Annotated in this window: 23 protein-coding genes and 1 tRNA gene; 16 read left to right on the top strand and 8 right to left on the bottom strand. The window is 42.6% G+C overall.

The genetic code is table 11. From position 1 onward, the window contains the following. Positions 1 to 146 precede the first annotated feature (146 nt). Positions 147 to 998, bottom strand: coding sequence for an AraC family transcriptional regulator (locus NHH16_RS12565; RefSeq protein ID WP_262069954.1), 852 nt, complete (start codon positions 996 to 998; stop codon positions 147 to 149). 146 nt (positions 999 to 1144) lie between these two features. Here NHH16_RS12565 and NHH16_RS12560 point away from each other — a divergent pair, with 146 nt between their 5' ends. From NHH16_RS12560 to NHH16_RS12515, 10 genes are all read left to right on the top strand, one after another. Next, entirely contained in the window at positions 1145 to 2503 is a 1359-nt protein-coding gene (locus tag NHH16_RS12560) for an MATE family efflux transporter (RefSeq protein ID WP_262069953.1), read from the top strand. A 64-nt stretch (positions 2504 to 2567) separates the two neighbouring features. Next, positions 2568 to 4940: a glycyl radical protein gene (locus tag NHH16_RS12555; protein ID WP_262069952.1), complete on the top strand. Its 2373-nt coding sequence runs from the start codon at positions 2568 to 2570 to the stop codon at positions 4938 to 4940. 2 nt (positions 4941 to 4942) lie between these two features. Continuing rightward, positions 4943 to 5857 (top strand): glycyl-radical enzyme activating protein, encoded by a 915-nt coding sequence (locus NHH16_RS12550; protein WP_262069951.1) that lies wholly within the window; start codon positions 4943 to 4945, stop codon positions 5855 to 5857. A gap of 49 nt (positions 5858 to 5906) precedes the next feature. Continuing rightward, positions 5907 to 6458, top strand: coding sequence for a helix-turn-helix domain-containing protein (locus NHH16_RS12545; protein WP_262069950.1), 552 nt, complete (start codon positions 5907 to 5909; stop codon positions 6456 to 6458). 211 nt (positions 6459 to 6669) lie between these two features. Further along, complete coding sequence (locus NHH16_RS12540) at positions 6670 to 8010, top strand: ABC transporter substrate-binding protein (protein WP_262069949.1); 1341 nt, start codon at positions 6670 to 6672, stop codon at positions 8008 to 8010. 78 nt (positions 8011 to 8088) lie between these two features. Further along, positions 8089 to 8931, top strand: a complete 843-nt coding sequence (locus NHH16_RS12535; protein WP_262069948.1) for a carbohydrate ABC transporter permease — start codon at positions 8089 to 8091, stop codon at positions 8929 to 8931. Further along, positions 8931 to 9767, top strand: a complete 837-nt coding sequence (locus NHH16_RS12530; protein ID WP_262067438.1) for a carbohydrate ABC transporter permease — start codon at positions 8931 to 8933, stop codon at positions 9765 to 9767. The genes NHH16_RS12535 and NHH16_RS12530 overlap by 1 nt, the downstream gene beginning before the upstream one ends. A 12-nt stretch (positions 9768 to 9779) precedes the next feature. Then, positions 9780 to 11258, top strand: coding sequence for a 4-alpha-glucanotransferase (gene malQ, locus NHH16_RS12525; RefSeq protein ID WP_262069947.1), 1479 nt, complete (start codon positions 9780 to 9782; stop codon positions 11256 to 11258). Positions 11259 to 11280: 22 nt separating this feature from the next. Next, on the top strand, positions 11281 to 12309 hold the full coding sequence (locus NHH16_RS12520) for a LacI family DNA-binding transcriptional regulator (protein ID WP_262069946.1): 1029 nt from the start codon (positions 11281 to 11283) through the stop codon (positions 12307 to 12309). Between the two features lie 462 nt (positions 12310 to 12771). Next, positions 12772 to 15030, top strand: coding sequence for a glycogen/starch/alpha-glucan phosphorylase (locus NHH16_RS12515; protein ID WP_262069945.1), 2259 nt, complete (start codon positions 12772 to 12774; stop codon positions 15028 to 15030). A 47-nt stretch (positions 15031 to 15077) separates the two neighbouring features. Here the strand turns inward: NHH16_RS12515 and NHH16_RS12510 are convergent, their stop codons facing one another. From NHH16_RS12510 to NHH16_RS12500, 3 genes are read right to left on the bottom strand one after another with little or no spacing between them, the layout of a single operon-like run. Continuing rightward, positions 15078 to 16469, bottom strand: coding sequence for a cellulase family glycosylhydrolase (locus NHH16_RS12510; protein WP_262069944.1), 1392 nt, complete (start codon positions 16467 to 16469; stop codon positions 15078 to 15080). Further along, positions 16466 to 16717, bottom strand: a complete 252-nt coding sequence (locus NHH16_RS12505) for a GlsB/YeaQ/YmgE family stress response membrane protein (protein ID WP_262069943.1) — start codon at positions 16715 to 16717, stop codon at positions 16466 to 16468. The genes NHH16_RS12510 and NHH16_RS12505 overlap by 4 nt, the downstream gene beginning before the upstream one ends. Before the next feature lie 14 nt (positions 16718 to 16731). Next, the gene (locus NHH16_RS12500) at positions 16732 to 16857 is read right to left on the bottom strand and encodes a hypothetical protein (RefSeq protein ID WP_262069942.1); all 126 of its coding nucleotides are present in this window, start codon (positions 16855 to 16857) and stop codon (positions 16732 to 16734) included. Positions 16858 to 17001: 144 nt separating this feature from the next. On the opposite strand from NHH16_RS12500, the gene NHH16_RS12495 reads away from it, so the two are divergent. Continuing rightward, a tRNA-Trp gene (locus tag NHH16_RS12495) sits at positions 17002 to 17072 on the top strand. Positions 17073 to 17139: 67 nt separating this feature from the next. Here the strand turns inward: NHH16_RS12495 and NHH16_RS12490 are convergent. Genes NHH16_RS12490 through NHH16_RS12480 form a run of 3 tightly spaced genes read right to left on the bottom strand, consistent with a single transcriptional unit; the run spans position 17140 to position 19314 of the window. Beyond that, a complete protein-coding gene (locus NHH16_RS12490) occupies positions 17140 to 17826 on the bottom strand; it encodes an amino acid ABC transporter ATP-binding protein (RefSeq protein ID WP_262069941.1) in 687 nt (228 codons plus the stop codon). 15 nt (positions 17827 to 17841) lie between these two features. Beyond that, the gene (locus NHH16_RS12485) at positions 17842 to 18486 is read right to left on the bottom strand and encodes an amino acid ABC transporter permease (RefSeq protein WP_334304485.1); all 645 of its coding nucleotides are present in this window, start codon (positions 18484 to 18486) and stop codon (positions 17842 to 17844) included. Between the two features lie 21 nt (positions 18487 to 18507). Further along, entirely contained in the window at positions 18508 to 19314 is an 807-nt protein-coding gene (locus NHH16_RS12480; protein ID WP_262069939.1) for an amino acid ABC transporter substrate-binding protein, read from the bottom strand. Positions 19315 to 19469: 155 nt separating this feature from the next. On the opposite strand from NHH16_RS12480, the gene NHH16_RS12475 reads away from it, so the two are divergent. Next, positions 19470 to 21182 (top strand): ABC-ATPase domain-containing protein, encoded by a 1713-nt coding sequence (locus tag NHH16_RS12475; protein ID WP_262069938.1) that lies wholly within the window; start codon positions 19470 to 19472, stop codon positions 21180 to 21182. Here the strand turns inward: NHH16_RS12475 and NHH16_RS12470 are convergent. Next, positions 21169 to 21840: a helix-turn-helix domain-containing protein gene (locus NHH16_RS12470; protein ID WP_262069937.1), complete on the bottom strand. Its 672-nt coding sequence runs from the start codon at positions 21838 to 21840 to the stop codon at positions 21169 to 21171. The genes NHH16_RS12475 and NHH16_RS12470 overlap by 14 nt on opposite strands. 119 nt (positions 21841 to 21959) lie before the next feature. Here NHH16_RS12470 and NHH16_RS12465 point away from each other — a divergent pair, with 119 nt between their 5' ends. The 4 genes from NHH16_RS12465 (at position 21960) to NHH16_RS12450 (ending at position 26346) form a co-directional block, all read left to right on the top strand. Beyond that, positions 21960 to 22361: a hypothetical protein gene (locus NHH16_RS12465; RefSeq protein WP_262069936.1), complete on the top strand. Its 402-nt coding sequence runs from the start codon at positions 21960 to 21962 to the stop codon at positions 22359 to 22361. Between the two features lie 261 nt (positions 22362 to 22622). Then, positions 22623 to 23303: an ABC transporter ATP-binding protein gene (locus NHH16_RS12460; protein ID WP_262069935.1), complete on the top strand. Its 681-nt coding sequence runs from the start codon at positions 22623 to 22625 to the stop codon at positions 23301 to 23303. Further along, positions 23290 to 24504 (top strand): FtsX-like permease family protein, encoded by a 1215-nt coding sequence (locus tag NHH16_RS12455; RefSeq protein WP_262069934.1) that lies wholly within the window; start codon positions 23290 to 23292, stop codon positions 24502 to 24504. Before NHH16_RS12460 ends, NHH16_RS12455 begins: the two co-directional genes overlap by 14 nt. A gap of 123 nt (positions 24505 to 24627) precedes the next feature. Next, positions 24628 to 26346 (top strand): FtsX-like permease family protein, encoded by a 1719-nt coding sequence (locus tag NHH16_RS12450; RefSeq protein ID WP_262069933.1) that lies wholly within the window; start codon positions 24628 to 24630, stop codon positions 26344 to 26346. The last annotated feature ends 20 nt before the right edge of the window (positions 26347 to 26366 follow it).

Genomic DNA, 26366 nt, shown 5'->3' with positions numbered 1-26366 from the left:
ATCGGTCGAGGGCATGACCAAAAATGGATAGGTTTTAAAATGAACAGGATGATTATTGTTTCTTGTATGCTGGTTTTGAAGGTATAATATATACGAAAAACAGGTAGGACGAAAAGTCTTACCTGTTTTTATGTGGTGTATTTTGGTTAGATAGTGTCAGAACGATACTTAGTAGGAGCGATACCGTAATGCTTTTTAAAGCTTTTACTAAAGTGAGAGACATCTTCATAGCCAACCTTTTCTGCGATATCTTGAATACTTGCAGAACTATCTTCTTCTAATAACTCCCGAGCTTTTTCTAGTCGTAAGTTAATTAGATAGTTAATGGGGGTATCGCCAGTTTCGCTTTTAAAGATTTTCGCTAAATAAAAAGTGCTTAAATACATATTTTGTGCTATCTGGTCGAGGGATATTTTTTCCGAGAAATGATCATTAAAGAAATTAATCATTTGACTGACCACATATTTGCGATAAGGAGATTCAAATACGTAGCCTTTATGGTTAGAGGACGTATCCTCAACCTCACGAAGGATGAGGACGATGAGCTCGATTAAATATGCTTTTAAGAGAAAGTACCGTCCACTACTGGCCGCAGCCGATTCCTTTGCCATTCGATTACAGATATTAAGTACCTCTTGTTTCATCTTACCACTCATGCTGTAGACGGGTACGTTCCCCGGTAGGATAAGGATGTTCGCTTTTTGACCTCGCAAGTGAATATCGGAGAAGCCGATATAGTGCTCCGTAGTATGATAATCCGGGTTTGTAACGAGGCTTTTATGGTAGGTTCCCGGGTTAAAGACGACAAGATCGCCAGCAGAGACGGGATAATCTACGCCGTCAATATGATAAACCCCCGTTCCTTTCGTGATAATGGAGAGTTCCACAAAATCATGGGCGTGGTAATTCGTCTCGTCCTCAACCCGCTCAAGATTGCACGAAAACAAAAAAGTAGGGTTTAAATCGTTATATGTTAAATCGTATTCTTGTGTTCTCATTATAAAATCTCCTGTCTGAACATAATTAAAGTATACATACTTTAAGGGCAAAATTCTACAAAAACACTGCAAGAAATTCCATTTCACTTTTCACTCAGAGTAATATACTAGAACAAGTTGTATTTATCTAAAAGGAGGGACAAATTATGACAAAAGATTTAACCAAAGGCTTTCCGGCAAAACTGATTGTGTCCTTCACAATTCCCTTGCTAATCGGTAATATTTTTCAGCAATTTTATAGTATGGCAGATACCTTGATCGTTGGCCGTACCATCGGCGTTGATGCTTTAGCTGGGGTTGGGAGTACGGGAAGCTTAAGCTTTCTGATTTTAGGATTTGCGATCGGGGTTACCACAGGACTTTCGATAATCATCGCCCAGCGATTTGGCGCCAAAGATGAAAAAGGACTTAGGCGCAGCTATGCGACTTGTCTCGTAATTAGTTTGGTTCTCGGCGTTGTCCTGACAGTCTTAGCGGTGGTGTTTTCCAGACAGATATTAGTCTTAATGCAGACACCAGAAGAGATTATTGATCATGCTTACGCTTATATTATTGTAATCTTTGCAGGTACGATTGCAAATATTATGTTTAACCTATTTTCAAACGTAATTCGCGCTTTAGGAGATAGCAAGACACCGCTTTATTTTCTTATATTCGCCTGTATACTTAATATCGGTTTAGACTTTTTATTTATTCTATTCTTTCATATGGGCGTAGCGGGTGCCGGTTTTGCCACTATTATTTCACAGGCACTTTCAGCGCTATTGTGTTTGCAGTATATTAAAAAGAAGTTGCCAATTTTGAAGCTTGAAAGAGAGGATTTTCGGATTACTGGCTGGGATGTTAAGCAGCACGCTCGGGTGGCCTTTCCCATGGGCTTTCAGATGTCGATTATCGCCATTGGTGCTGTCCTTCTGCAATTTGTCCTTAATGGCTTAGGCGCTACGGCAGTAGCTGGCTTTACGGCCGCTCAGAAAGTAGATCAAGTGGCTACGCTCCCGATGAATTCCTTTGGTGCGACCATGAGTACCTATGCTGCTCAAAATTACGGAGCAGGAAAGATTGACCGGATCAAGAAAGGGGTTTTTCAGTGTACCCTAATTTCCCTTAGTTTTAGTATTGTTACGGGAGCGATTAACTTTTTCTTTGGTCATAATCTGGCAGGCTTTTTCGTTAGTGAAAACGCGGGTCAAGTATTATCCTATGCCCAGACGTATCTGCAGATTAACGGAGCCATGTATTGGGCGCTAGCGCTACTATTTATCTATCGCTTTACCTTGCAAGGTTTAGGAGAAAGCGTGATTCCTACTGTGGCGGGGATTATGGAGCTTATAATGCGAGCAGGAGCAGCTCTGTTTCTCGTAGCCCCTCTAGGGTTTACCGGTGTGAGTATGGCCAGTCCTTTGGCCTGGGTAGGAGCGAGTATTCCCTTAGCGATAGGTTACTTTATGACCATAAAACGATTAGAAACAAACCAAAAGAATAGACAAAACAAAGAACAATAGTATTCACCCTCTTTGTATGTTATAATGAACAAAATTCACTATAGCACACAAAGGGGGTGTCTTTATGAGCATAACACCGAGGATAGAGAGGCTACGGCAAAACTATATTAATACGAAACCGGCAATATGCATTGAGAGAGCGAGGATTTATACGGAGTCCCATAAGCGTACGGAAGGACAGCCGGTAGCCATTAGAAGAGCCCAGGCCTTCTATGATTTCTGCCAGGAGTTCACGGTAGAAATCTTCGACGATGAATTGGTGGTAGGAACGGCAGGGAAGTTTCGCCGAAGCGGAATTCTAACACCAGAATTTTCCTGGCGCTGGGTGGACCGGGAGATGGATCAGTTTGATAAAAGATCACAGGATCCCTATGAGATGACCGATGACCAAAGAGCATATGTAAGGGAAAAGATATTTCCTTATTGGGAGAATCAATCTTTGGAAGAGCATTTCTTGGCGCAAATCCCGGAAGAATCAAGGAAACTGGTGATAGATTCGGGAATCATCGACAATGATTCAAAGTGGCGGCAAGCGGTAGGTGAAATAACTCCAGACTATCAGGATATTCTTTTTAAAAAGGGATTTGCCGGCATTCTCGAAGAGGCGAAGGAGCATTTACAGAGCTTAGATATTGCCAAACCAGAGGATATGGATAAAATCATCTTTTATCGCTCCCAAATCCTGATTAGTGAAGGCATTATCTGTCTTAGCAAACGCTATGCCCAGAAAGCTCGCACGCTACTAGAGGACGAAGTAGACAGTGACAGAAGACGAGATTTAGAAACCATTGCTACCGTCTGTGAACACGTCCCAGCCGAGCCACCGACAACCTTTCATGAAGCGGTACAGTTCGTCTGGTTTACCCAGCTTGGGGGAATTATTTCGGAAAATCCTTTGGCGTTAAATCTGGGACGTTTTGATCAGTACATGTATCCTTATTATCAAGAGGATATAGAAAACAATAGAATTAGCAAGGAATCCGCTCAGGAGCTAGTAGAAGCGCTGTGGCTTAAGCTATCAGAATGGGTCTGGACGATATCGGCGAACACAGCTGGATTTTTTGCCGGCTATAATCAGTTTCAAAATCTGACAGTTGGTGGGAAGACCCGTGACGGATTCGATGCGACCAACGATCTTTCTTATATTTGTTTGGCGGCAACGGAGAGCGTCCGTACCCATCAACCGGGATTAAGTGTGCGTATTCATGCGGATTGTCCAGCCCAGTTTTTAAGAGCGGTTACTGAACTAGTACGAACTGGTACCGGCTTTCCGGCTATTCACAATGATCAAGCGGGAACCCAGATGCTATTGCAGGCAGGGTATGAGCCAGAAGATGCTAGAGACTGGAATAATTGCGGGTGTGTAGTGCCTCATTTTCGCAAGACTGGGGAATGGACCTCAGCCGTAAATGTTAACTTTAGCGCCGCGCTAGAATATGCCATGAATGAGGGCAAAAGTCGAATGACAGGGGAGCAGATGGGACTAGCAGAAGTCCCTAGCAATCGTTTTGCAACCTATGAACAATTTCAGGCGGCGGTTATTCGCCAGCTAGATAATTTAGTTCGCCACTCTGTTATTGCCTCGGTTTTGGCCCAGAAGCTACATACCGAGATCGTTCCCCGGCCCTTCCTTTCGGCGTGTGTAGAGGATTGTCTAGAGCGCGGAGTGGACTTAAGTCGCGGCGGCGCCCATTATAACGTGGGACCGGTATTAACCGGTATCGGCTTAGCGGTTACGGCTAATTCACTAGCGGTAGTTAAGAAGCTGGTGTTTGAAGAGAAAGCAACAACTATGGAAGAATTAAATATGGCGCTAGATGCCAATTGGCAAGGATATGAAGCCCTGCGAGGGAAGGTAAAAGCTGTGCCCAAGTACGGGAATGACGACAATTACGTAGATGAAATTGCGGTTTACCTATCAAACACTTATTACCGAACCACCAGGGGCTACCGTGATTTATTTGGTTCGCCCTTTAACTCAGCCTTTATGGGGATTTCCAATTATATCCCTACGGGACGGGTAATTGACGCAACTCCTTGTGGACGCAAAGCCGGGGAGCCATTATCGGAAGGGGTTTCTCCTTATGCGGGAAGCGATATTGAAAGTCCGTTAGCCGCCATGCGCTCTAGTGCGAAGGTCAATCATGATGTCCATACTGGTGGGACGTTAATGAATCTGCGCCTAAATGAAGAGCTACTAAAAACGGATAGAGGACTTAATAACCTGGGCGCTTTGATTCGTTCGTATTTTTCATTGGGAGCTTTTCATGTGCAGTTTAATACGGTATCCAATGAAACTTTGCGTAAAGCCCAAAAAGAGCCGGAAATGTACCGGGATTTACTGGTGAGAGTGGCCGGCTATAGCACCCAGTTTGTGAACCTGTCTCCAGAAATGCAGGAAGCCATTATCGTGCGCAATACGCACAGCAATTTATAATTATGAGTGAAAATAAAGAACGAATAGAAAACGGAAGTTTACTGCAAATACAGAGCTTTTCCACCCATGATGGTGACGGCATTCGGACCGTGATATTTTTGCCTGGGTGTCCTCTAAGGTGTCAGTGGTGTGCGAATCCAGAAACATGGACCACAAATAGAAAACTAGCGTACTACCAAGGAAAATGCACTCACTGCGGAACATGCAAGAGTGTCTGTCCTCAGGGGATTGATCCGACGGCTAAAGGGTCGCGAACGCTTTGCGTGGGCTGTGGTGTGTGTGCGAGCGCCTGTCCTCAGGAAGCGCTAAGCGTAATGTGTAAAGCCAGCAGCGCTGAAGACATTATAAAGAGGGTGCAAAGGGATGAGATATTCTATCGCTATTCTGGTGGCGGTGTAACTTATTCCGGAGGCGAGCCGACTTTCCAGGCTGAGTTTTTGCGGGAACTGGTAACGGGATTAAGCTCCCAAGGTATTGATCAGTGGCTAGAAACGTGTGGTTATTTTGCTTTTGATAAAGTCTCAGATATTCTACCAAAAATGAGTCATATTTTTTATGATCTTAAGGTTATGGATGAAGAGAAGCATAAGCATTACACCGGTGTATCCAATCAAATTATCTTGGATAATGCGAAGCGTATCTATGAGCTGAAAATACCAATGACCATACGTATACCCTCTATACCCGGTCTTAATTTGACGAGGGAAAACCTAGAACAGACTTTAGAATTTATGTCCAGATATTTGCCAGATGCCGAGCTTGAATTGCTTCCATATCACGATTTGGGACGTGAAAAATACCACGCTCTCCAGATGGAGGAGGCATTACATATCTTTGAAGTGCCAAGTGAAGAGGAGCTTGAAGAAGCGGCGGATTTAATCCGTTCTTATGGCATCCGTTTGGTTTCTTATACTTAGAGGACATAGACTTTGGATTTAACAAAAAGAGAAAAAGGAGCGAAAGTCAATGAATAACCCACCTGCAAATATGGGAGCAATTATAAAAAGCGTACGTCAGGAAATGGGCCTAAGCTTAGACAAAGTGGCGATGCGCACAGGGGTGAGTAAAGCAATGCTAGCCCAGATTGAAAGAGGAGAATCAAACCCGACGGTATCCACTCTGTGGAAGATTTCCACCGGACTGCGCATTACTTTTTCCCGTTTGCTGGAGACCACAAGCACCGATTACCACGTGATGCCTCTGGCGGACACTCCGTTAGTGGAAGAGGATGAGGGGCGTATGATCTTACGCAATGTATTTCCCTTTGATCCAATGACTGGTATTGATTATTTTCACATTACCTTGCTACCTGGATGCCACTACGAGTCACCATCTCATGCAAATGTCTACGAAGAATACGTTTTGGTGACAAAAGGACAGCTTTTACTAGTAATTGATGAGAAGGAATACCTTCTTTTGGCGGGAGATTCACTTCGGTTTAAAGGAGATGCGAATCATGCCTATATCAATCCTAGCGATGAAGAGACCGTGTTTCAAAATATAATGAAGTATTTGTAAAATGTAAGGGGGCTGAGATAATGGCCCTTTTTTTTGTGCACTTCTTCTTAGAAGACATAAATAAAAATGTGAAAGGTGCACAAAAATAACAAATAAAAGTCAAACGGTCTTGAATCTTCTAGGTAAAGGTGGTATGGTTATGACATGAACCGGAAACGTTACCGATACCGTTTCCAAAACCATAGGTTTCATTTTATAAGGAGGAGTTACGATGAAGTTTAAGAAAGTAATCGCATTATCTCTGGTATCTTTAATGGCAGTAGGTTTATTTGCCGGATGCGGGAGCAAGAAAGAAGAAGGCGACGATAAAGGCTCAGTGTATTATCTGAACTTTAAGCCAGAAGTATCAAAACAATGGGAAACCATTGCGAAAGAGTATGAAGATGAGACTGGTGTTAAGGTGAAAGTTAGTACCGCCGCTTCTGGACAGTACGAGACCACACTTAAGTCAGAAATCGCGAAGAAAGAGCCACCAACTTTATTCCAGATCAATGGACCAATCGGTTATAAAACCTGGTCAGCTTACTGTATGGATTTAAAGGATACCGATTTTTACAAGAATTTGTCCGACCCAAGCCTTGCTGTAACAGATGGTGATGGTGTCTACGGAATTCCTTACGTAGTAGAGGGATTTGGAATTATCTACAACGATGCCATTATGCAACAGTATTTCGCTTTAGCAGATAAAGCCGTTTCTATCGGTTCAGCTGATGAAATCCAAGATTTTGATACGCTAAAAGCCGTTGCTGAAGACATGACCAAACACAAAGAAGAACTTGGTATTGATGGCGTATTCTCATCTACCTCCTTCTCACCTGGAGAAGACTGGAGATGGCAGACTCATTTAGCAAATGTGCCGATTTTCTATGAGTACAAAGATAACGACACAAACGATATGGATAAGATCGAATTCTCTTACAACAAAGAGTACAAAAACCTTTTCGATTTATACCTAAATAACTCAACCGTTGAACCTGGACTTGTTGGTTCGAAGACAGTAAACGACTCAATGGCAGAATTCGCCTTAGGTAAGAGTGCCATGGTACAAAACGGTAACTGGGGTTGGGGCCAGGTAACAGAGACTGACGGTTACGTAGTAAAGGCAGAGGACGTTAAGTTTATGCCACTTTACACAGGTACTGATGATGATAAAGACCAAGGACTATGTCTAGGAACTGAGAACTACTTCTGTGTAAACGAGAAGGCTAGTGATGCAGACAAGCAAGCAACCCTTGACTTTATGAACTGGTTAGTAACCTCTGAAAAGGGTAAAAAATTCATGATCGAAGACATGGGCTTTATTATGCCATTTAGTACCTTCGATAGTAGCGAACAGCCAGAAGATCCTTTGGCACAACAAATTGCAGCAGCTCTTCAGGATGATTCTAAGACTGTAGTGAACTGGGTATTCACCACCTTCCCAAGCCAGACCTTTAAAGATGACTTTGGTGCTTCTTTACTTGAGTATGCACAGGGAAATAAGGAATGGGATGCCGTAGTGTCTGACATGACAGCAAGCTGGGCCTCTGAAAAAGAAGCTATCGCAGACTAGATACGTATTAGCTGCTTGAGGGGAGCACTTGCATCCCTCAAGCAGCTTTTTTATCCGACACAGAAATGAGGTGTACATATGCATAAAGCATTAAAAAAGTATTTTCCCGTATTTGTTTTACCCACCCTTATCGCTTTTACATTTGCCTTTTTGTTACCGTTTATCGTCGGTATCTACCTATCCTTTTGTGATTTCACGACGATTATCGATGCGGAATTCGTCGGCCTTAAGAACTATAGCCGAATGCTACAACACGGTGACTTCATTCAGGCCCTTAAGTTCACGGGAGCCTTTACGGTATTAGCGGTAATCTCAGTAAACGTCTTTGCGTTTATCCTAGCTCTTGGTTTGACAAAGGGGATTAAAGGGACAAATTTATACCGCTCAGTATTCTTTATGCCGAACTTGATCGGGGGAATTGTTCTTGGTTACATTTGGAAGATGATTATCGATGGCGTTCTGCTCACTAAAGGAATGACCATTGTCAGTGATCCCAAATACGGTTTTTGGGGCTTAGTCATCCTCATGAATTGGCAGATGATTGGATATATGATGATTATCTATATAACCGGAATTCAGAATGTTTCGCCAGATTTATTGGAGGCTGCAGAGATTGATGGCACTACGAGATTTCAGGCGATTCGGAAGATTGTGATGCCGATGATGATGCCATCTTTTACCATCTGTCTATTTTTGACTCTAACCAATTCCTTCAAGCTATTTGACCAAAACTTAGCGTTAACGGCGGGTGCTCCTGGTCGGAAGACGCAGATGCTGGCACTTGATATCTACAACACGTTCTACGGTCGGCCAGGCTGGGAGGGCGTGGGTCAAGCAAAAGCGGTGGTCTTCTTCCTATTGTTGGGAGTCGTTGCCCTAATTCAGCTTCGAGCCACAAGAAGTAAGGAGGTGGAGAACTGATGAAAGCGAAAGAAAAGCGAGATAATTTATTTCTTACTATCATTATTGGTGCCATTGCGTTATTATTTTTAGTGCCGATTATCATTATTGTTTATAATTCATTTAAAGGAACGTTATTTATCAGTTCAGAGCCTTTCGCTCTACCGCGAAAAGGATCTTTTGTAGGACTTGATAACTATATAAAGGGAATTGCCAAGACGGGACTGATCGGCGCCTTTGGCTGGAGTTTATTCATTACCGTCTTCTCCGTCGGTCTCATCGTCCTTTGTACGTCCATGACCGCTTGGTATATCACCCGGGTAAAAGGAAAGATTACCTCGATTTTATACTACCTATTCGTCTTTGCCATGATCGTACCTTTCCAGATGGTAATGTTTAGTATGTCGAAGATGGCAAACATGCTTTACCTAGATAATCCGGTAGGAATTATCTTTATCTATCTGGGATACGGTGCCGGGCTTTCCATCTTTATCTTTGCGGGATTTGTAAAGGCGATTCCTTTAGAGATTGAGGAAGCGGCCTACATCGATGGTTGTAACCCTTGGCAGACGTATTTTAAAATTGTCTTTCCACTATTGCGACCAACCGCGATTACCGTAGCGATTTTAAATGCGATGTGGATTTGGAATGACTACTTACTACCGAAGCTCATTCTACCCAGTGAAATCAAGACGATTCCGATTGCTATCCAGTATCTAAGAGATGGTTATGGCGGTGTTGATATGGGGCATATGATGGCGATGCTAGTAATTGCTATTATTCCGATCGTTATTTTCTACTTAAGTTGTCAAAAATATATTATTCGCGGAGTAGCTGCGGGCGCCGTGAAAGGTTAGGAGGAATCGCGAATGCGAGGAAGTGGAATATTATTACCGATTAGCTGTTTGCCTTCGGCATACGGTATCGGTTGCTTCTCGAAGGAGGCCTATGAGTTTGCCGACCAGCTAAAAGAGGCCGGTCAGAAGTATTGGCAGATTTTGCCACTGGGGCCTACTGGTTATGGAGATTCACCCTATCAATCCTTTTCTACCTTTGCTGGGAACCCTTACTTTATCGATTTAGAGGTCTTGATAAAAGAAGGCGTTCTTGACAAGGCTTACGTGGACAGTCTGGACTTTGGGCAAGACGAAGAAGCAATTGACTATGAAAAAATCTATCACGCCCGGTGGCAAGTATTAGGGAAAGCCTACGAGCACAGCAATGTTAAAAGCAATGCCGAGTTTATGGACTTTTGCGAAAAGGAAAAAATCTGGCTTGATGATTACGCCCTTTACACGGCCGTTAAGAAGAGCTTTGATGACCGGAGCTGGCTGACCTGGGACGACGATATCCGTTTGCGAAAAGAGAAGGCTTTAGAGGAGTATCGCAGTCGCTTAAAGACAGAGATAGAATTTTACAAATACGTCCAGTATTTATTCTTTAAGCAGTGGACGAAATTAAAGAAGTACGTGAATGACTTGGGAATTAAAATCATCGGTGACATTCCGATTTACGTCGCTATGGATTCTGCCGATGCTTGGGCAAACCCAGAGTTATTTGAATTTGATAGTGACGTTAGGCCAACAAAACAATCCGGCGTTCCCCCAGACGGCTTCTCACCTACGGGACAGCTTTGGGGTAACCCGATTTATCGCTGGGAGAAGCACGCGAGCACGGGATTTGCCTGGTGGTGTAAGCGGATGGAATATCAGAGACGTCTCTATGACGTGATTCGCATCGATCATTTCCGCGGTTTTGATCAATACTATGCAGTTCCGATTGAGGATACCACGGCTGAAAATGGCCAATGGGAAGATGGTCCAGGCATGGCTCTTTTTAAAGCCCTCGAAGAAACCTTAGGGGATATCGAGATTATTGCTGAGGACCTAGGTTTTTTGACAGATTCGGTCAGAATGCTCCTAAAAGAAACAGGATATCCAGGCATGAAGGTTTTACAGTTCGCTTTTGACCCTCGGGAAAAATCCAATTATCTGCCCCATACGTATCCGCGAAACTGTGTGGTCTATACCGGTACTCACGATAACACCACGACGAGAGGGTGGTATCAGGAGATTAAGCCCGATGAAAGAAAATTCGCTACCCATTATTTAGGCAGGCATTTTCTCAGCGACCGCCACGCGGCCAGAGAATTTATTCGCTTGGCGATGAGCAGTACCGCTAATCTCTGTGTGATTCCTCTTCAGGATTATTTAAACTTAGATGCCAGAGCGCGAATTAATCAACCAGGAATTGTGGGTGGGAACTGGATTTGGCGCTATAAGCGAAGTATGATTAAGAAGAAAATGTTAAGAAGGATTAGGGATTTGGTTAATCTTTATGACCGCTAAATCCTGAAGAGGGGGTAAGTAGATGGAAGTGACAATCAAAGATGTAGCAAGACGCTGTAACGTGGCTGTAAGTACCGTATCACGAGCGATTAATAATCATCCGGACATCAATCCGCAGACGAAAGCAGAAATCATGCAGGCGATTGAAGAGCTTAATTATGTGCCGAATAATAGTGCCAGAAATTTGAAGCGTTCGGATAATAAGACGATTGCGGTACTGGTAAAGGGAATCTCGAACCAGTTCTTTAATAAATTGGTGACAGAAATAGAAAAGGAAATTCGCACCAAGAAATATACTTTTTTTCTCCAACACGTAGATGAGCATGCCAATGAGGTGGATATTGCGGTGGCTCTTACGAAAGAAAAACGTCTTCGTGGCATTGTTTTCCTAGGTGGATATGAGTACCACACGAAGGAAAGTCTAAGTCAGCTTACCGTCCCCTTTGTAACCTGTACCACCAGTGACTTTGGTAATAACGAAGAATGCGTCTGTTCCTCTTATGCAGTAGACGATTATAAAGAAAGCTATAAGATGACCGAGTACCTAATTCGTCAGGGTCACAAGCGCATCGTCTTACTTGGGCCGATGGAACACGACGAAAGTATTGGACGGAGACGTCTTGAGGGGTATCAAGCAGCGCTTAAGGATAATCATATAGACTTAGACGAAAAGCTGATTCGCTATATGGCAAAGAACGTGGTAACGTATTCTATGCGCAATGGTTACGTCGTTATGCAGGAAGCCCTAAAGGAAAAGCTGGATTTTACTGCGGTTTTTGCTATCTCTGATTTATTAGCAATCGGTGCATGTAAAGCCATCTTTGAAGCAGGGAAGAAAATCCCGGAAGATTACGCCGTAGCTGGCTTTGATGGCATTGACGAGACCTTTTACTACGAACCCTCAATTACCACCATTCGCCAACCGATTAAGGAACTAACCACATCTTCGATGCAGGCTTTGTTCCGCATGATTAAGAGTAAAGAAAGCGTCCCTGGTGTAATTTTTGCCGGTGAGCTTATCGAAAGAGCATCGACCAACCCCAATCTATGAAAAACCAACTCCCAATGCCTATGCTTGGAAGTGGTATCTTGTGCACCGAAGTGCGAACAAGGATGTAAGTCTCCGACTTACTTTACTAGCCGTAACACTTTCGTCTTTCGAACCTGTATCGTACAGGCTGTTCGTGCCGAGACGGCGGTCTCATGCCACCACTATCCGTTTGACCGGAATACTTTTTAAGGAACGGTATGTTTTATCGTCTTTACTTGACGACACATATTGTTTTACTTGTAAGATGTTTGACTTACAAAACCTCATACAATATTCACTTTTCAATGTTCCGTTCTTATTTATATTATATCAGATTTACCGACACTACACAAACAAATGTTCGATTAAAAATAAGCGTTTTAAATTATGGACATGTGAGCATTCACCTACGCCCATGTACGTTTTATGGACGTGGTACTCTGCTTAAGATTATAGATTTAAACGCCAATAGGAGGTAAGGAAGTGACAGAAATCAAACACCTTATACAGAATAACTTGAATAAATCCATCGCCGAGAGCTCCAATGAAGAAATCTTTGAAGCCCTGCTCTTGGCGGTTAAAGAGCTAGAGGAAAGAGGGCCCGCCATTACGGGAGACAAGAAACTCTATTACATTTCCGCCGAGTTTTTAATCGGCAAGCTTCTAGCCAATAATTTAATTAACTTAGGTATTTACGATGAGGTAAAAGACTTGCTTAGGGAAAATGGCAAGAACATCATCGACATCGAAGAAATAGAAGACGAGCCGTCTCTTGGGAATGGCGGTTTGGGGCGATTAGCCGCTTGTTTTCTTGATTCCATCGCTACTTTAGATTTGCCTGGTGATGGTATCGGCCTTAATTATCATTTTGGTCTTTTCAAACAAGTCTTTGAACACAATAAGCAGGTGGAAGAAAAGAATCCTTGGATTACTACTCCTTCTTGGCTTTCACGCCAAGAGGATAGCTTTCAGGTAAGCTATAAAGACTTTACTTTAAAGTCGACCCTCTACGATATTGATGTGGTCGGTTACAATAAGGGCGTGAACAAGCTTCACCTATTTGATATAGACTCACTTGATGAAGGGATTGTAGGGGAAGGGATTTCCTTTGATAAAAAGGATATTCAGCGTAACTTAACGCTATTCCTTTATCCAGATGATAGCGATAAGGCGGGAGAACTACTGAGAATTTATCAGCAATACTTTATGGTTAGCTGCGGGGCTCAGTACATCCTGAAAGAAGTAAAGAAAAAGGGCTATAATCTTCACAAACTCCACGAACATGTGGTGATTCAGATTAATGATACTCACCCGTCGATGGTAATTCCAGAGCTGATTCGGCTACTTAGAGCAGAAGGCATCGAACCGGAAGAATCCATCCAGATTGTAAGTAAAACGTGTGCTTATACAAATCACACGATTCTGGCAGAAGCCCTAGAAAAATGGCCATTGGCTTACCTTGAAGAGACGGTGCCGATTATTGTGCCAATCATCAAGGAACTAGCAGCGAAAATCGAAGAAAAGTATAGCAACCCTCAGGTGCATATTATCGATAAGGATAACCGCGTACACATGGCTTATATGGATATCCATTACGGCTTTAGCGTAAACGGTGTAGCGGCTCTTCACACGGAGATTCTAAAAGAGACAGAGCTTAAAGAATTCTACAATCTATATCCGGAAAAATTCAATAACAAGACGAATGGTATCACCTTTAGACGGTGGCTTTTACATGCCAATCCAAGCTTAGCACGGTTAATCGAAAGTAGCATCGGCAGTGAGTTTAAGACAGATGCCAATGCCTTAGAACAGCTCTTAGCCTATATCGATAACGAAGATTTCTTAGAGTCCTTATTGGCCATTAAGCAGGAAAAGAAAATTGAACTTCGGGAATACCTTTTAGCTAAACAAAATATTCAGATTAACGAAACAGGAATTCTCGATATTCAAATCAAACGTCTTCATGAGTACAAGCGGCAGCAGATGAATGCCTTGTTTGCTATCTATAAGTACCTTGAGATAAAGGGTGGCAAGAAACCGACAACACCGATTACGATGATCTTTGGTGCGAAAGCGGCACCGGCCTATACGATAGCGAAAGATATTATTCACCTCCTTCTCTGTCTACAGGAATTAATCGCGGCAGATCCAGAGGTTGCTCCTTACTTTAGACTGGTTATGGTAGAGAACTATAACGTTACGCTAGCGGAAAAACTGATTCCCGCTGCGGACCTTTCTGAGCAGATTTCCCTAGCCTCAAAAGAGGCCAGTGGTACCGGCAATATGAAATTTATGCTTAACGGCGCTCTCACCATCGGTACCGAAGACGGGGCGAACGTAGAGATTCACGAGCTGGTGGGCGATGATAACATCTTTATCTTCGGCGCTAGTAGTGAAGAGGTTATTCGCCTCTATGAGACATCCGGCTATCGTGCCGTTGATTACTACATAGAAGATACGGACATTCGTACTTGGATTGACTTTATTATCAGCCCTAAGCTTTTAGAAATTGGCGATTCCGAGATGCTTCTGCGTCTCCATGCAGAGCTGATTAATAAAGACTGGTTTATGACTCTTCTAGATCTTAAGGATTATATTAAGACCAAGAATGAGGCGTATGCAGCCTACGAGGAACGTACGAAATGGGCGAAAAGAATGGTGGTCAATATCGCTAAAGCCGGCTACTTCTCGGCTGATCGGACCATTGCAGAATACAACAAAGATATTTGGAAATTAAACTAACGGTAAAAAGAGTGGGCGGTCATTTTGACTACCCACTCTTTTTGCCGTTATTTTATAGTGTTTTTTGTCAGAGTAAACTGACCGTTTCCAGATACGATAAAGCCGATATCAGTAATCGCTTGCCCGGTCACCACTTCCTTGTTGTAGTCAACAGGTGTGATAGTAATGGTATTACCAGATACCGTGAATTTGCCATTCCAACTATCTTCTAGCTGAATATCCTGGTCAAAGGTCAGGGTAATCTTCCAAGTACTGACAGCGTTCTTATCGTTATTTTGAATATTAAGTGAATATTGCTGGAAAAACTGATTGTCGCTTTCCCAGCTATTTTCTGGTTGGGCCTTACAAGACAGACCCTTCTCGGAGGGTGTCTTTTCCGCTTTTGAAGCTGTCTTTTTTGGCGAATCAGCACTGCCCACAAACCATAATCCCGATTGACTTAAGTCTTCAGAATCAAAATCCGTCGTCTTGGTGCAGTTAGGCAGTATTACCGCCGAACTCTCGTCTTTATTTGACAGATTCCACATTACGTAGCTAATATTCTGTGAGTTCATAGCCTCTAACCAGAGATTGGCTTGTGGCTCATCGATGATGCCGTTCCCGCTGGCATCGCAAATGCCAAACTCGGAAACAAATATGGGAAGTCCACCCTTTACAGCATCGAGCATTCGGGTACGTAGATACTCTTTGTGAGTAGCTGCGTAGAAATGCAAAGTATACATAATATTATCGTAATCGGCAAGGGGATTCTCTGCCACTAAGTGAATGTCCTGGGACCAATTTGGAGTACCGACTAAAATAACGCTGTCGGTATGGGCGCGTATGGCGGGGATGATGGTGCTAGCGTATGCCCGAATATCCTCCCAGCTAGTATCGCCATTTGGTTCGTTGCAGATTTCATAGAGCAGGTGAGACTTATCTGCGTATTTCCTGGACATTTCTTCAAAAAAAGCGAGCGCTTCATCCTGGTGGATAAGTGGATTGTTGTCACTGAGAATGTGCCAGTCGATAATTAGGTACATCCCTAATTCCTCTGTCTCGACAACAGCTCTATTGATCAATTCTATAAGAGCTATGCGGTTAGTCTCATCACCTGTGCAATAACCATTGTATTCCGCTGTATACATAGCCAGGCGAAAGACGTTGCAGTTCCATTCCTTTTGCATCTGCATCAGCATGTCTTTATTTACATACTGGGGGAACCAGGAAAGCCCGTGAGAACTGAGACCTCGTAGCTGAATGGGAGTACCATCGCCTTGGACGAGCTTAGCACCCTCGACAGAAAGCGCAAGGGAGTCTTTAAAAGCTTCAGCACTTGCATCTTTCTTTACAGCGGCAGGCGCTTTATCTACAGAAGCCGGCGGCTCACTATTGGCTTCCTTAGAGGCGCATCCCGTTAGGAGCATAATCAGCAAAAGTGCTGCTATTAGTGTTTTCAATTGTTCTTACCAAAACCGTTTATAATGGCAATGAGAATGACAGAACCAAGGACAGAGACCACCAGACTTCGTAAGTTAAAGCCGGTGACGCCTACATTGCCAAAGAAGTTCATAACCGCGCCGCCAATAAAAGCACCGATAATGCCGATAATTACATTTTTAATGAAGCCGGAACCACGTCCGTTCATTAGTTTGCCAGCGACAAAGCCAGAAATAGCGCCGACAAAAATCCAAGAAATAATACCCATAATGTCCTCCTAAATTATTTGATGTCTGATTTTTTTGCCCAAGGGGGCACCAATGCTAAGCTAATCCATACAATCCCGCAACAGGCGATGGTAAGAATGCTGAGAATGCCGACGATATCAACAGCCTTTGATCTCTTCATACAAAACTCCTCCTTTTCGCAAATCGATATTAACCTAGTATCATAATAACAGAAATGAGGAGAATTGTGAAATCAAAAGCGTGATTTGCCTTGACAATACAGGGGTCTTCATGGTATAAATATCTAGTGCCAAAAAACATACCTAGGGGATTGGTCAAGTGGTATGATAGGGGTCTCCAAAACCTTTGGCGGGGGTTCGATTCCCTCATCCCCTGTTTTAAACAAAAAAAAGACATTTCAGAATCAGAAAATCTGAAATGTCTTTTTTTCCTTTTGTTTATGTTAATTATTACTAACCTTACCGATAAAATCCACAATACGTTGTTCTTTGGAAGTGAAGATTTCCTCGGGAGTGCCTGCTAAGCGAATGACACCTTCTTCCATAAAGATAATCTGGTCAGCAACCTGTCTGGCAAAATTCATTTCGTGTGTAACGATAACCATGGTCATATCCTCGGCGGCTAAATCTTTGATAACCTTTAGGATTTCTCCAGTGAGCTCTGGGTCAAGTGCGGAAGTGGGCTCATCGAAGAAGAGTATGTCTGGGTGCATCGCCAGTGCTCTAGCGATGGAAACCCGCTGTTGTTGGCCACCAGAGAGCTGGCAAGGGTAGGCGTTTGCTTTATCCTCTAGCCCCATTTTTTGTAGGAGAGCCAGAGCTTCCTTTTTTACATCTGCTTTATCCCGCTTTTGTACCTTTAAAGGCGCATCACAGACGTTCTTTAGAACGCTGTAATGAGGGAAAAGGTTAAAATTCTGAAAGACTAAACCGAAGCGGCCTTCATAATTGATAGCTCCACTATCGGCAGTCTCAAGGCCTGTAGCACAGCGGAGCAAGGTTGATTTTCCTGAACCGGAAGGACCGATAATCGCCAGAACTTCACCTTTTTCAACGGTGATAGAGAGCCCCTTAAGGACGCTTTCACCGTCATAGCTTTTATGTAAATCTTTTATTTCTAATAGCTTCATACGCTTTTACCTCTTCTAACTGTAATAGTTCAGTTTCTTTTCGGCACCTTCCATTACTAGGGCTACCAGTAGATTGAAAATGTAATAAAACAATCCCGCAGCGATAAAAGGTACCATTGATGTTTGGGCGGCCGAGAGTTGCTTAGCGATCGTGAACATTTCGGTAACGCCGATAACAAAAGCCAGGGAGGTGTCTTTGACAAGGGTAATGACTTCGTTGGTAATCGAAGGCAAAATCCGCTTAATCACTTGTGGCAGAATAATTTGAAAAAAGGTCTGAAAGCGGCTATATCCAAGAACCTGCGCCGCTTCGTATTGTCCCTTAGGCATGGATTCGATTCCGCCCCGATAGATCTCGGCAAAGTAGGCAGCGTAGTTGATAACGAAGCCAATTATCGTTGCAATAAAGCGGTAGCGATCAGAAATGCGTAGCCCAAAAAGATAGTAAGGCCCGAAATAGACCACCATCAACTGAAGCATTAGCGGAGTGCCTCGCATTATGGAAATATAGACTTTGGCAAGGCCTCTTAAAAAGCCGATTTTTGACATCCGTCCAAAGGAAATAACAAGCCCTAGTGGCAAAGAAAGGACTAGGGTAAGTAAGAAGATGGCAACAGAGAAAATCATCCCTGTCGCCAATTGTCCAATTAATACATTCATCTGCATAATGGTTTATGCCTCCTATTTACCAAGAGATACTGCCCCAGGAACACCACTGTCGCTATACTTTTCAGCTATCTTGGCAACCGTTCCGTCCTCAGCCATCTCAAGGAGTGTTTTCCATACTTTATCACGAAGCTCTTCGTTTCCTTTTTTGAAGCCAATTCCGTACTGCTCAGAAGAAATCTCTTCGTCAAGGACGATGAAATCATCGGCTTTATCGCGTGAGTTAATCTGATAGAGAGCAACGCCGATATCTAAGGCCACGCCATCACAGGCACCAGATTCTAGGTCCATAAAAGCCGTATTGTATTCAGGTACTTCCGTCAATTTAGAAAAGGTAGCGGTTAAATCATCGCGGTCATTTTGCAGAGCCTTTAGCGCCGAAGAATCAGCTTGAGTTTCCACAACCTTGTCTTTTAGTCCAGCGAAGTCTTTGATTCCTGAATCCTTAGCTACAACGATAACTTGCTTATTATCCACGTAGGGTTCACTCCAGGTATAATCGTCTTCTCTGCCGTTAATCGTAAAGCCATTCCAGATACAGTCAATGGTGCCTGAGTTAAGCTCCATATCCTTTGAATCCCAGTTAATCGGCACTTTTTCCAATGTCCAATTGTTGCGCTTGCAAACTTCTTCGGCCAGGTCAAGGTCAAAGCCTACATACTCGCCACTGTCATCCTTATAACCGTATGGTGGGAAAGATGCGTCAAAGCCGACCGCGAAAGTGGTATCGTCCTCTTTCTTTTCTTCCTTCTTGCAACCTGTAAGTAATAAGGTGCATGTCATTGCTAATAATAGGGTTACTGCTAATACTTTTTTTACCATTATATTTGCCTCTCATTCTATTGTAGTAGTGTTGTAACACGTTATCATACTAAACTATAGTAGCATAGATAAATAGGGAGTGTCAAACCCTTGTCAGGTCAGTTTATCATATACTATAATTAGGGGAGTGTTTAGGAAAAAAATGAGGTGAAAAGATGTTTCAAAGTACTGATTTACGCAGAAAATTGCAAGAGATAAATAGAAAGAGTTACCCAGCGTATAAAGGTGTTAAGGGAAGCTATCGCTTCCCGGGCTTTATCTTAAATATTGAACATGTTCAAGGAGATCCTTTTGCGGCGCCTTCGTCTTTAAGTATTGCGGTGGCTCATCAAGTAAATAAGCTACCTAGTGAATATTATGAACAGGATTATGAGAAGGTCGCTTTAGCGGATTATCTACTTAGATGTTTTCGAAAAGAAATAGATAAGTTCTCATATAAGGCCAAGGGTTCAGGAAAGAGTGGTTTGATCGGCATCAGTAGCTGCGGTCAAGAAGTTATCCAAAGGTCGGCACTGGAAATAAGAGAAAAAGATATTATTCTTAGATTTCAGGTGGGCTTTCCAGCTAGAGGCAGAACGATTGATTCTACCGAGCTAATGAAAATCCTCTTTGACTACTTACCAGTTTGTGTGGAAAAGGGCTTGTGCTATGAGAACTTACAGAAGCAGGAGCTAAAAGAGCAAATTGAGCTTGCAAGAGACCAGCAGTATATTCGGCAGGAGCTTAAAACACGAGAGCTGGTGGCTTTTGTGGCTGATGGTGCCATACTTCCCCGGCAGAGTGGTGTTTCTCAGCGACCAATGAAAGAAGGGATTCCATTCGTTACTCCAGAAAGCATGAAAGTGGTGCTAGACCTTCCTTACAAAGGGGAAATTAGCGGTATGGGTATACAAAAAGGAATAACCGTTATCGTCGGTGGCGGGTATCATGGGAAATCAACACTATTAAAAGCCATCGAAAGAGGGGTGTATAATCACCGCAAAGGAGATGGGAGAGAGTACGTCATTACCGATGAGACGGCGATGAAAGTGCGGGCAGAAGATGGCAGAAAGATTACCGATGTTGATATCTCCCTTTTCATTAACCATCTTCCTAATGAGAAGGACACCGAAAGCTTTTCCACCTTGGATGCTAGTGGCAGCACCTCCCAGGCTGCGAGTATTATCGAAGGAATTGAAGCAGGAAGTAAGCTACTTTTAATCGATGAAGATACCTCGGCTACAAACCTTATGGTTCGCGATGAACTGATGCAGGAAGTGGTTGCCAGAGATAAAGAACCGATTACGCCGTTTTTGGAAAGAGCAAGGAGCCTCTATGTAGACGAGGGCGTATCCACAATCCTAGTAGTTGGCAGCAGCGGTAGCTTTTTTGCGATTGCGGATAAAGTCCTGCAGATGGATTGCTATAAGGCGTATGACATTACCCAGCGGGCCAAACAAGTTGCTAGTGAATACCTAAAAGATGTGAGCATGGCAAGAGATGAAAGAATCAAACCAAAGAAGCGAGTTATGAATTTTGCTGGAAGTACCCAGAAAAGAAAAAGCTACCGGGGCGACCGAGTGGTTGAATCACGACTAAAAATCAAACAATGGGATGACTTTTCCTTTAGCCTAGGTAACGAAAAAATAGATTTACGGTATGTAGAACAGATAGTAGATAAGGAGCAAACCCAGACCTTAGCTTACATTCTACGCTACATAAAGGAGAACCCCTCTCTTCAGAAAGGGGATCTAAAGGCGACGATACAATCTGTGATTCAAGAGCTGAATCAAAAAGGCTTTGCCCTCTTCTTTAAGAATGAGCCCGTCTCTTCAGGCCTTGCTAGGGTGAGGGCGATGGAAGTATTTGCTTGTATTAATCGGTTTTAATTATTTGCTGTACTAAGAGAACTTCATCAGCGTAAACAGTTCTTTGGGTCGGTTCTTCAATAACGTTGTCATTTATAAAGGTGAATTTGATATTGTAGAACTGCCCTTTTTTGATAGGGTCACTGATATTCTCAGAGCAAATCAGGTTAGTGTTAGCAACAATGACCCTATTTTGTAGCCCTGTCGCTCGGTCAGTGTCATTGTGGTATGGGTCATAGAGGAACGTAGTTTCCTTATCAGAAATCTTTTCGATTTTATAAGGGGCTACGGCGCTTAATCTTTCGTTATTCTCTTGCTGGTATTGGATGATTAATACCGTTGATAAAATAAGTAAGAATGCTGCTACACAGACAAAGAGAGCGGCATATTTTTTATACCACTTTACGTTCGTCACACTCCTATCGAGGGTTGTTTTGATTAGCTCTGAGGTTGAGGGCGTGGTCTCAGGGCTATGGAAAAGTGTTAAAAATTCTTCCATAGATAGCTCTAGAGCATCTGCAAGCGAATCCCAGTATTCGACACTGGGAAGTGACTTTCCTAGTTCCCATTTGGAAATGGTCTTTGAAGAAACATATACCTTTTCTCCAAGGTCTGCCTGGGTTAAGCCTAAGCTTTTTCGGCGCTCGGAGATAGCTGTGCCAAAACGTATTCGATCCATATGCTTACCTCACTTTCTTTAAGTGAATTTTAGCATATACTCGGGGAAGTCGTCACTCTACAAAACGTTGAATTCGTGTTACTATTAAAGAAAACTTATTAACAACAGAAGGGAGCTCTATGAAAAGAAATATTCGTATACTAGTCTGTGGTCTTTTGTTAAGTATGATGCTTTTTGGATGTGCAAAGGAAACAAATAATTCATCGGTCAATTTAATGATGGGGAAGTACGAGCTTGAATCACAGGAGACGGTTTTACCGTCGCTAATCCTTCACGATGATGGTACCTATACTACCTTTAGTCCTAGCTTTTCGGCAACCGCTCAGGAAGAAAGTGGAGAATATTTTATCAATAATTCAAAGCTTTTACTAATATCAGCGGATAATGACGAAAGGCTAGTTTTTGACAGAGAGAGAACAGCAATAGTCTTTAACGAGGATGAATCGCAGACAAATGTTCTTTTTGATCAGGAATCTACGCTAAAGAGTGGTTCTAAGCTAAGATATGTTGGTGACAAATAGTCTGTTAGTGAGAAATGGAGGTCTGAAATATGACAGAGGCGAAAATAGCAAGTATACGTAAGAAGAGTGATGCAATAGTTCTTATATTATGTGTGACCATCTTGATGGGGAGAAGCCTATGGTTGGAATTTCAGTCGTTACCAAGCAATTGGGTGGTGATGGTTACGTTTAGTGGACTACTGTTGCTGACTCACTGTGTAAAATACACGATTCGGGTTTTTAAGGATTCACGAGATGAAAATGAAGGACGGAGGATAAAAAGTGATTCAAGTAAATGACGTGGGCTACACATATCAGACGAAATACCAGAAGGTAGAGGTGCTGAAGAACGTCACCTGTACTTTTGAGTATGGAAAATACTATGCTATTGTAGGTGAATCGGGCAGTGGTAAGAGTACCTTTTTGTCCCTTTTAGCAGGGTTAGATACCCCGACTATCGGTGAAATAGTTATTGACGGTGTAGAGATAAAGAATCTGAATCGGGACGAATATCGTAGCCAAAAGGCGGCGATGGTTTACCAATCATTTTACCTATTTCCTTTATTAACCGCCTTGGAGAATGTACGGTTTCCACTAGAGCTGAACGGATTAAGTAAAAAGAAAGCCACGGAGAAAGCACGATTATTACTAAATCAAGTAGGAATTAATGAGGAGTTAGAGAAACACTACCCAAGAATGCTAAGCGGCGGGGAACAACAAAGAGTCGCAATTGCTCGGGCAATGGCTACTGGCGGAAAAATAATTCTTGCGGATGAACCTACGGGAAATTTAGATAGCAAAAACGAAAAAATAATAGTTCATCTGTTGGCAGAGCTCGTTAAAAAGGAAAACTATATGGTGATTGTTGTTACCCATAATCCGTTTGTGGCGGAAGCGGCCGATAGGATTTATCACATGCAGGATGGGATGCTTGGTGAGGAGAAGGCGAATGTTTATCTTTAGAACCGCGGTAGAGAATATTAGACGACATAAAAGAAAAAGTATTTTGTTCTTCATGGCCTGCTTGTTACTTTCCTTAATCATGCAGGTTATTCTTATTAACCTTCAAGTTACAGAGCGTGAATATCTTGAAATCAGAAGGTCGATACCAGTTACGGGTAGAGTCACGAATTTGACAGGGACAAGCTCTTCAAGATTGGTTATTCCGGAAAAAAATATTGCGGCCATTGAGAACTGTGATTTTCTTAAAGACAAGCTATACCAAGCACCGGTATGGTTTACAAATCACGAGATAGATTCTAAAGATGTAAGAATGAACAACTCCTATTACGGTCTGGCGACGAATTCAGCGGAAGCTACAAGTTATAAGGAAATCACCTGGTTAGAAGGTGAAAGTGAGAAGTCCTTAAGTGATGAAGAATTGAAAATCATCGTGTCGAAACCGCTCTTGGAAGCAGAAAACACATCGCTTGGCAAGGATTTGGACCTCTACATTCATTATCAACACTGTGATGCTTATGATGTAATAAGCTATGACTTTTCGAAGCAACATACTTTTAGAATAATAGGATTCTATACAGCAAACGATAATGAGCAGGATCGCCAAGGAGCAGATATTCTTGTACCCTATAAAGCGATAACAGCATTACATAAGGAAGAGGGACGGCGCTATTTAATGGACGGCGCAAGTTTTTCCCTAGTAGATCCGGCGGAGATAAATGCCGTAAAGGAAGAAATGAAAAAGACGGGTTATCTTAGCATTGCGCCAGGTGCAGTGCCGAGTAGAAAAGGGAATGCTTTGCTCTTTGAGGATAGTACCTTTATTAAGACAGCCACAAATTTTGAGGACAATATCCGTCTGAATAAGATATTTTTACCTGTTTTGTTGGGTGCGCTTCTGGTGGTAATTTATCTTTTGGTAAATATGTTGATGCAAAGTCGCCGTGAAGAGTACCTTTTATATCGTGTAATGGGTATGAGAAGGAGGAGTGTAGGGGTTCTTTTTTGCCTTGAACACATTTTAATAGCTTTGGGGGGAGTTATTGTGAGTCTTATATTAAGTATGATTATGGGCGGAACAAGCTGGATGCAGGGAGCTATTCTTTCCCTGCTAGTTCTGTTATGTATCTGTGTGGGAACGATGATTGCGTTGGTCTCTATTGGCAGAAACAGTCTGATGTTGGCAGTGCAGAAGAATGATTAGGGGGCGGAGATGGTAAGAAAAAGTATAAAAACTTTATTGCGAACACCGAAAATGACGTTTTCCTTCGTACTTTTCCTTATATTTACAAGTGCTCTATTAGCCTTAGGGGGAAATATAATAAGCATGGTAAAAAGTGGCTCGCAAAAACTAGACGAGGTTTTTACCACAATCGGGGTGGTAAGTCAAGAGCCTTGGGATACCAAGCGTATGGAATACTATAATGCTTATTTTAAGAAGAATGAAATATATTATGAAGAGAACTATCGTCCAGAGATTTCTGATTCGAGTCTTCTAATTGACGAGATAGAATATATTCAAACACCTTGGCAGAGACCGTATTACGGCGCTCATATGAAAGACTACGTCTTGACGCGGCTTGAATCAAGAAATGTAGACTTGGATGGGTTGCGGGACTTGATAGTTGAGGTTACGCCAGTTGAGGATTGCACCCTGGTTGATACGCATTTGATGAAGATAGAGAAGATAATATTTGGCTATGACAGTTATAGCAATATGGAAATCGAGGTTATTGGCAATGACCCTGAAGATACTACGATGTTTTATAAAGACAAGAAATATATAATGTGCTTAATGGCTACGGTTGCCCCTAAAGAAGATGGTACCTTAACCCATGCGTTTACACCGACAATGGCAGCAGCTACAACGCAATATTATAATGGTGAGCATACAAAGGCGAAGTTTGAATTTTATGATGAGGTTACCGAAGGGTTCTATGAGAGGGAAGAGGGTAAACGGTGGTTAGAACTTAAAGATGCGTTACAGAGGCAGTTAGAGACAATCCCAGTTTTACCAGCAGACAGCACCGATTCGCTTTTAGCTTTTCATAAGGGGAAAGCATACATAGAGGAAGGAGCGGACCTTTCAGTAGAGGAATACGAAAGTGGAGAAAAGGTCTGTTTGGTTTCCCAGGCTTTTGCCAGATATAATAACTTAGCCATAGGAGACGAACTGGAATTACCACTATATTACGCAAATTACGGGACTATACCGCAAAAGTTTTTTTACACGAACAGTGATAATTGGTATTATGATTTTGGTTTATTAAATAAAGATAACAAAGCTTACCCAGTATTTTTTCAAGAGAAATATCGAATTAAAGGCTTATATACGGCAGTGTCAGGTGAGTCATGGGAAGACTCAATGCCTATGAATGGCGTGGTAATTCCAGCTAAGTCAGTCACGGCTAAAGATGAGGATAATATCATTGATTACGGACCGATGTTAGAAGGGAATACAACTTTTCAAATTCAAAATGGTACAGTAGAAGAATTTATGAAAAATTGGCAGGCATATGGCAACACTCAATTGGAATTCGAATTCTACGATAAGGGTTATTCGCTCGTAGAGGGAAGTCTTAAAAGAATGGAGAAAATGGCTATAATTTTTTCAATAGTAGGCTTGATAATGATGGTGTCATTGGTATTCTTTTTCTGTAACATTTTCATAACCAAACAACGAGAACGAGCGATGATTGAGCGTCTGCTAGGAGTATCGAAAAAAGGGGTTATGATTTCTCTTTTAACGGGATTTCTGCTATTTTCAGCAGTTTCCGTGGGGATTGGAACAGGTCTGGGGACGGCATTAACAGGAGTTTTTCAAGAGGAAACGCGTACAGAGGCAATTTTTGACCTTACGTACAGCAATATAAATGTAGATGAGGCAAATGTATATGAGCAGATTCCGCTTACAGTAGATGTACGCGAGGTACTTGCCGTTCCTATTGTAACGCTTTTGTTCATTGCAGTGGTCGCGGCTATCTTTGCGAGACGGATTGTTCGCGATTCACCGCTTGAGATGCTGGGAAGAAGAGAAGACTTGTAATTGAGGTTGAAAAGGCAGAG

This window comes from Ohessyouella blattaphilus, assembly GCF_024721265.1.
GTDB classification, from domain to species: Bacteria; Bacillota; Clostridia; order Lachnospirales; family Lachnospiraceae; genus Aequitasia; species Aequitasia blattaphilus_A.
This window is presented reverse-complemented; position numbering and strand designations above follow the sequence as displayed.

Excerpts from the sequence above, each read along its gene's own strand:
- NHH16_RS12535 (WP_262069948.1), top strand. The coding sequence starts at position 8,089 with ATGCATAAAGCATTAAAAAAGTATTTTCCCGTATTTGTTTTACCCACC.
- NHH16_RS12560 (WP_262069953.1), top strand. The coding sequence starts at position 1,145 with ATGACAAAAGATTTAACCAAAGGCTTTCCGGCAAAACTGATTGTGTCC.
- NHH16_RS12530 (WP_262067438.1), top strand. The coding sequence starts at position 8,931 with ATGAAAGCGAAAGAAAAGCGAGATAATTTATTTCTTACTATCATTATT.
- NHH16_RS12480 (WP_262069939.1), bottom strand. The coding sequence starts at position 19,314 with ATGGTAAAAAAAGTATTAGCAGTAACCCTATTATTAGCAATGACATGC.
- NHH16_RS12500 (WP_262069942.1), bottom strand. The coding sequence starts at position 16,857 with ATGAAGAGATCAAAGGCTGTTGATATCGTCGGCATTCTCAGCATTCTT.
- NHH16_RS12545 (WP_262069950.1), top strand. The coding sequence starts at position 5,907 with ATGAATAACCCACCTGCAAATATGGGAGCAATTATAAAAAGCGTACGT.
- NHH16_RS12475 (WP_262069938.1), top strand. The coding sequence starts at position 19,470 with ATGTTTCAAAGTACTGATTTACGCAGAAAATTGCAAGAGATAAATAGA.
- NHH16_RS12455 (WP_262069934.1), top strand. The coding sequence starts at position 23,290 with ATGTTTATCTTTAGAACCGCGGTAGAGAATATTAGACGACATAAAAGA.
- NHH16_RS12505 (WP_262069943.1), bottom strand. The coding sequence starts at position 16,717 with ATGGGTATTATTTCTTGGATTTTTGTCGGCGCTATTTCTGGCTTTGTC.
- NHH16_RS12550 (WP_262069951.1), top strand. The coding sequence starts at position 4,943 with ATGAGTGAAAATAAAGAACGAATAGAAAACGGAAGTTTACTGCAAATA.
- malQ (WP_262069947.1), top strand. The coding sequence starts at position 9,780 with ATGCGAGGAAGTGGAATATTATTACCGATTAGCTGTTTGCCTTCGGCA.
- NHH16_RS12520 (WP_262069946.1), top strand. The coding sequence starts at position 11,281 with ATGGAAGTGACAATCAAAGATGTAGCAAGACGCTGTAACGTGGCTGTA.
- NHH16_RS12470 (WP_262069937.1), bottom strand. The coding sequence starts at position 21,840 with ATGGATCGAATACGTTTTGGCACAGCTATCTCCGAGCGCCGAAAAAGC.
- NHH16_RS12540 (WP_262069949.1), top strand. The coding sequence starts at position 6,670 with ATGAAGTTTAAGAAAGTAATCGCATTATCTCTGGTATCTTTAATGGCA.
- NHH16_RS12555 (WP_262069952.1), top strand. The coding sequence starts at position 2,568 with ATGAGCATAACACCGAGGATAGAGAGGCTACGGCAAAACTATATTAAT.
- NHH16_RS12485 (WP_334304485.1), bottom strand. The coding sequence starts at position 18,486 with ATGAATGTATTAATTGGACAATTGGCGACAGGGATGATTTTCTCTGTT.
- NHH16_RS12450 (WP_262069933.1), top strand. The coding sequence starts at position 24,628 with ATGGTAAAAAGTGGCTCGCAAAAACTAGACGAGGTTTTTACCACAATC.
- NHH16_RS12565 (WP_262069954.1), bottom strand. The coding sequence starts at position 998 with ATGAGAACACAAGAATACGATTTAACATATAACGATTTAAACCCTACT.
- NHH16_RS12465 (WP_262069936.1), top strand. The coding sequence starts at position 21,960 with ATGAAAAGAAATATTCGTATACTAGTCTGTGGTCTTTTGTTAAGTATG.
- NHH16_RS12490 (WP_262069941.1), bottom strand. The coding sequence starts at position 17,826 with ATGAAGCTATTAGAAATAAAAGATTTACATAAAAGCTATGACGGTGAA.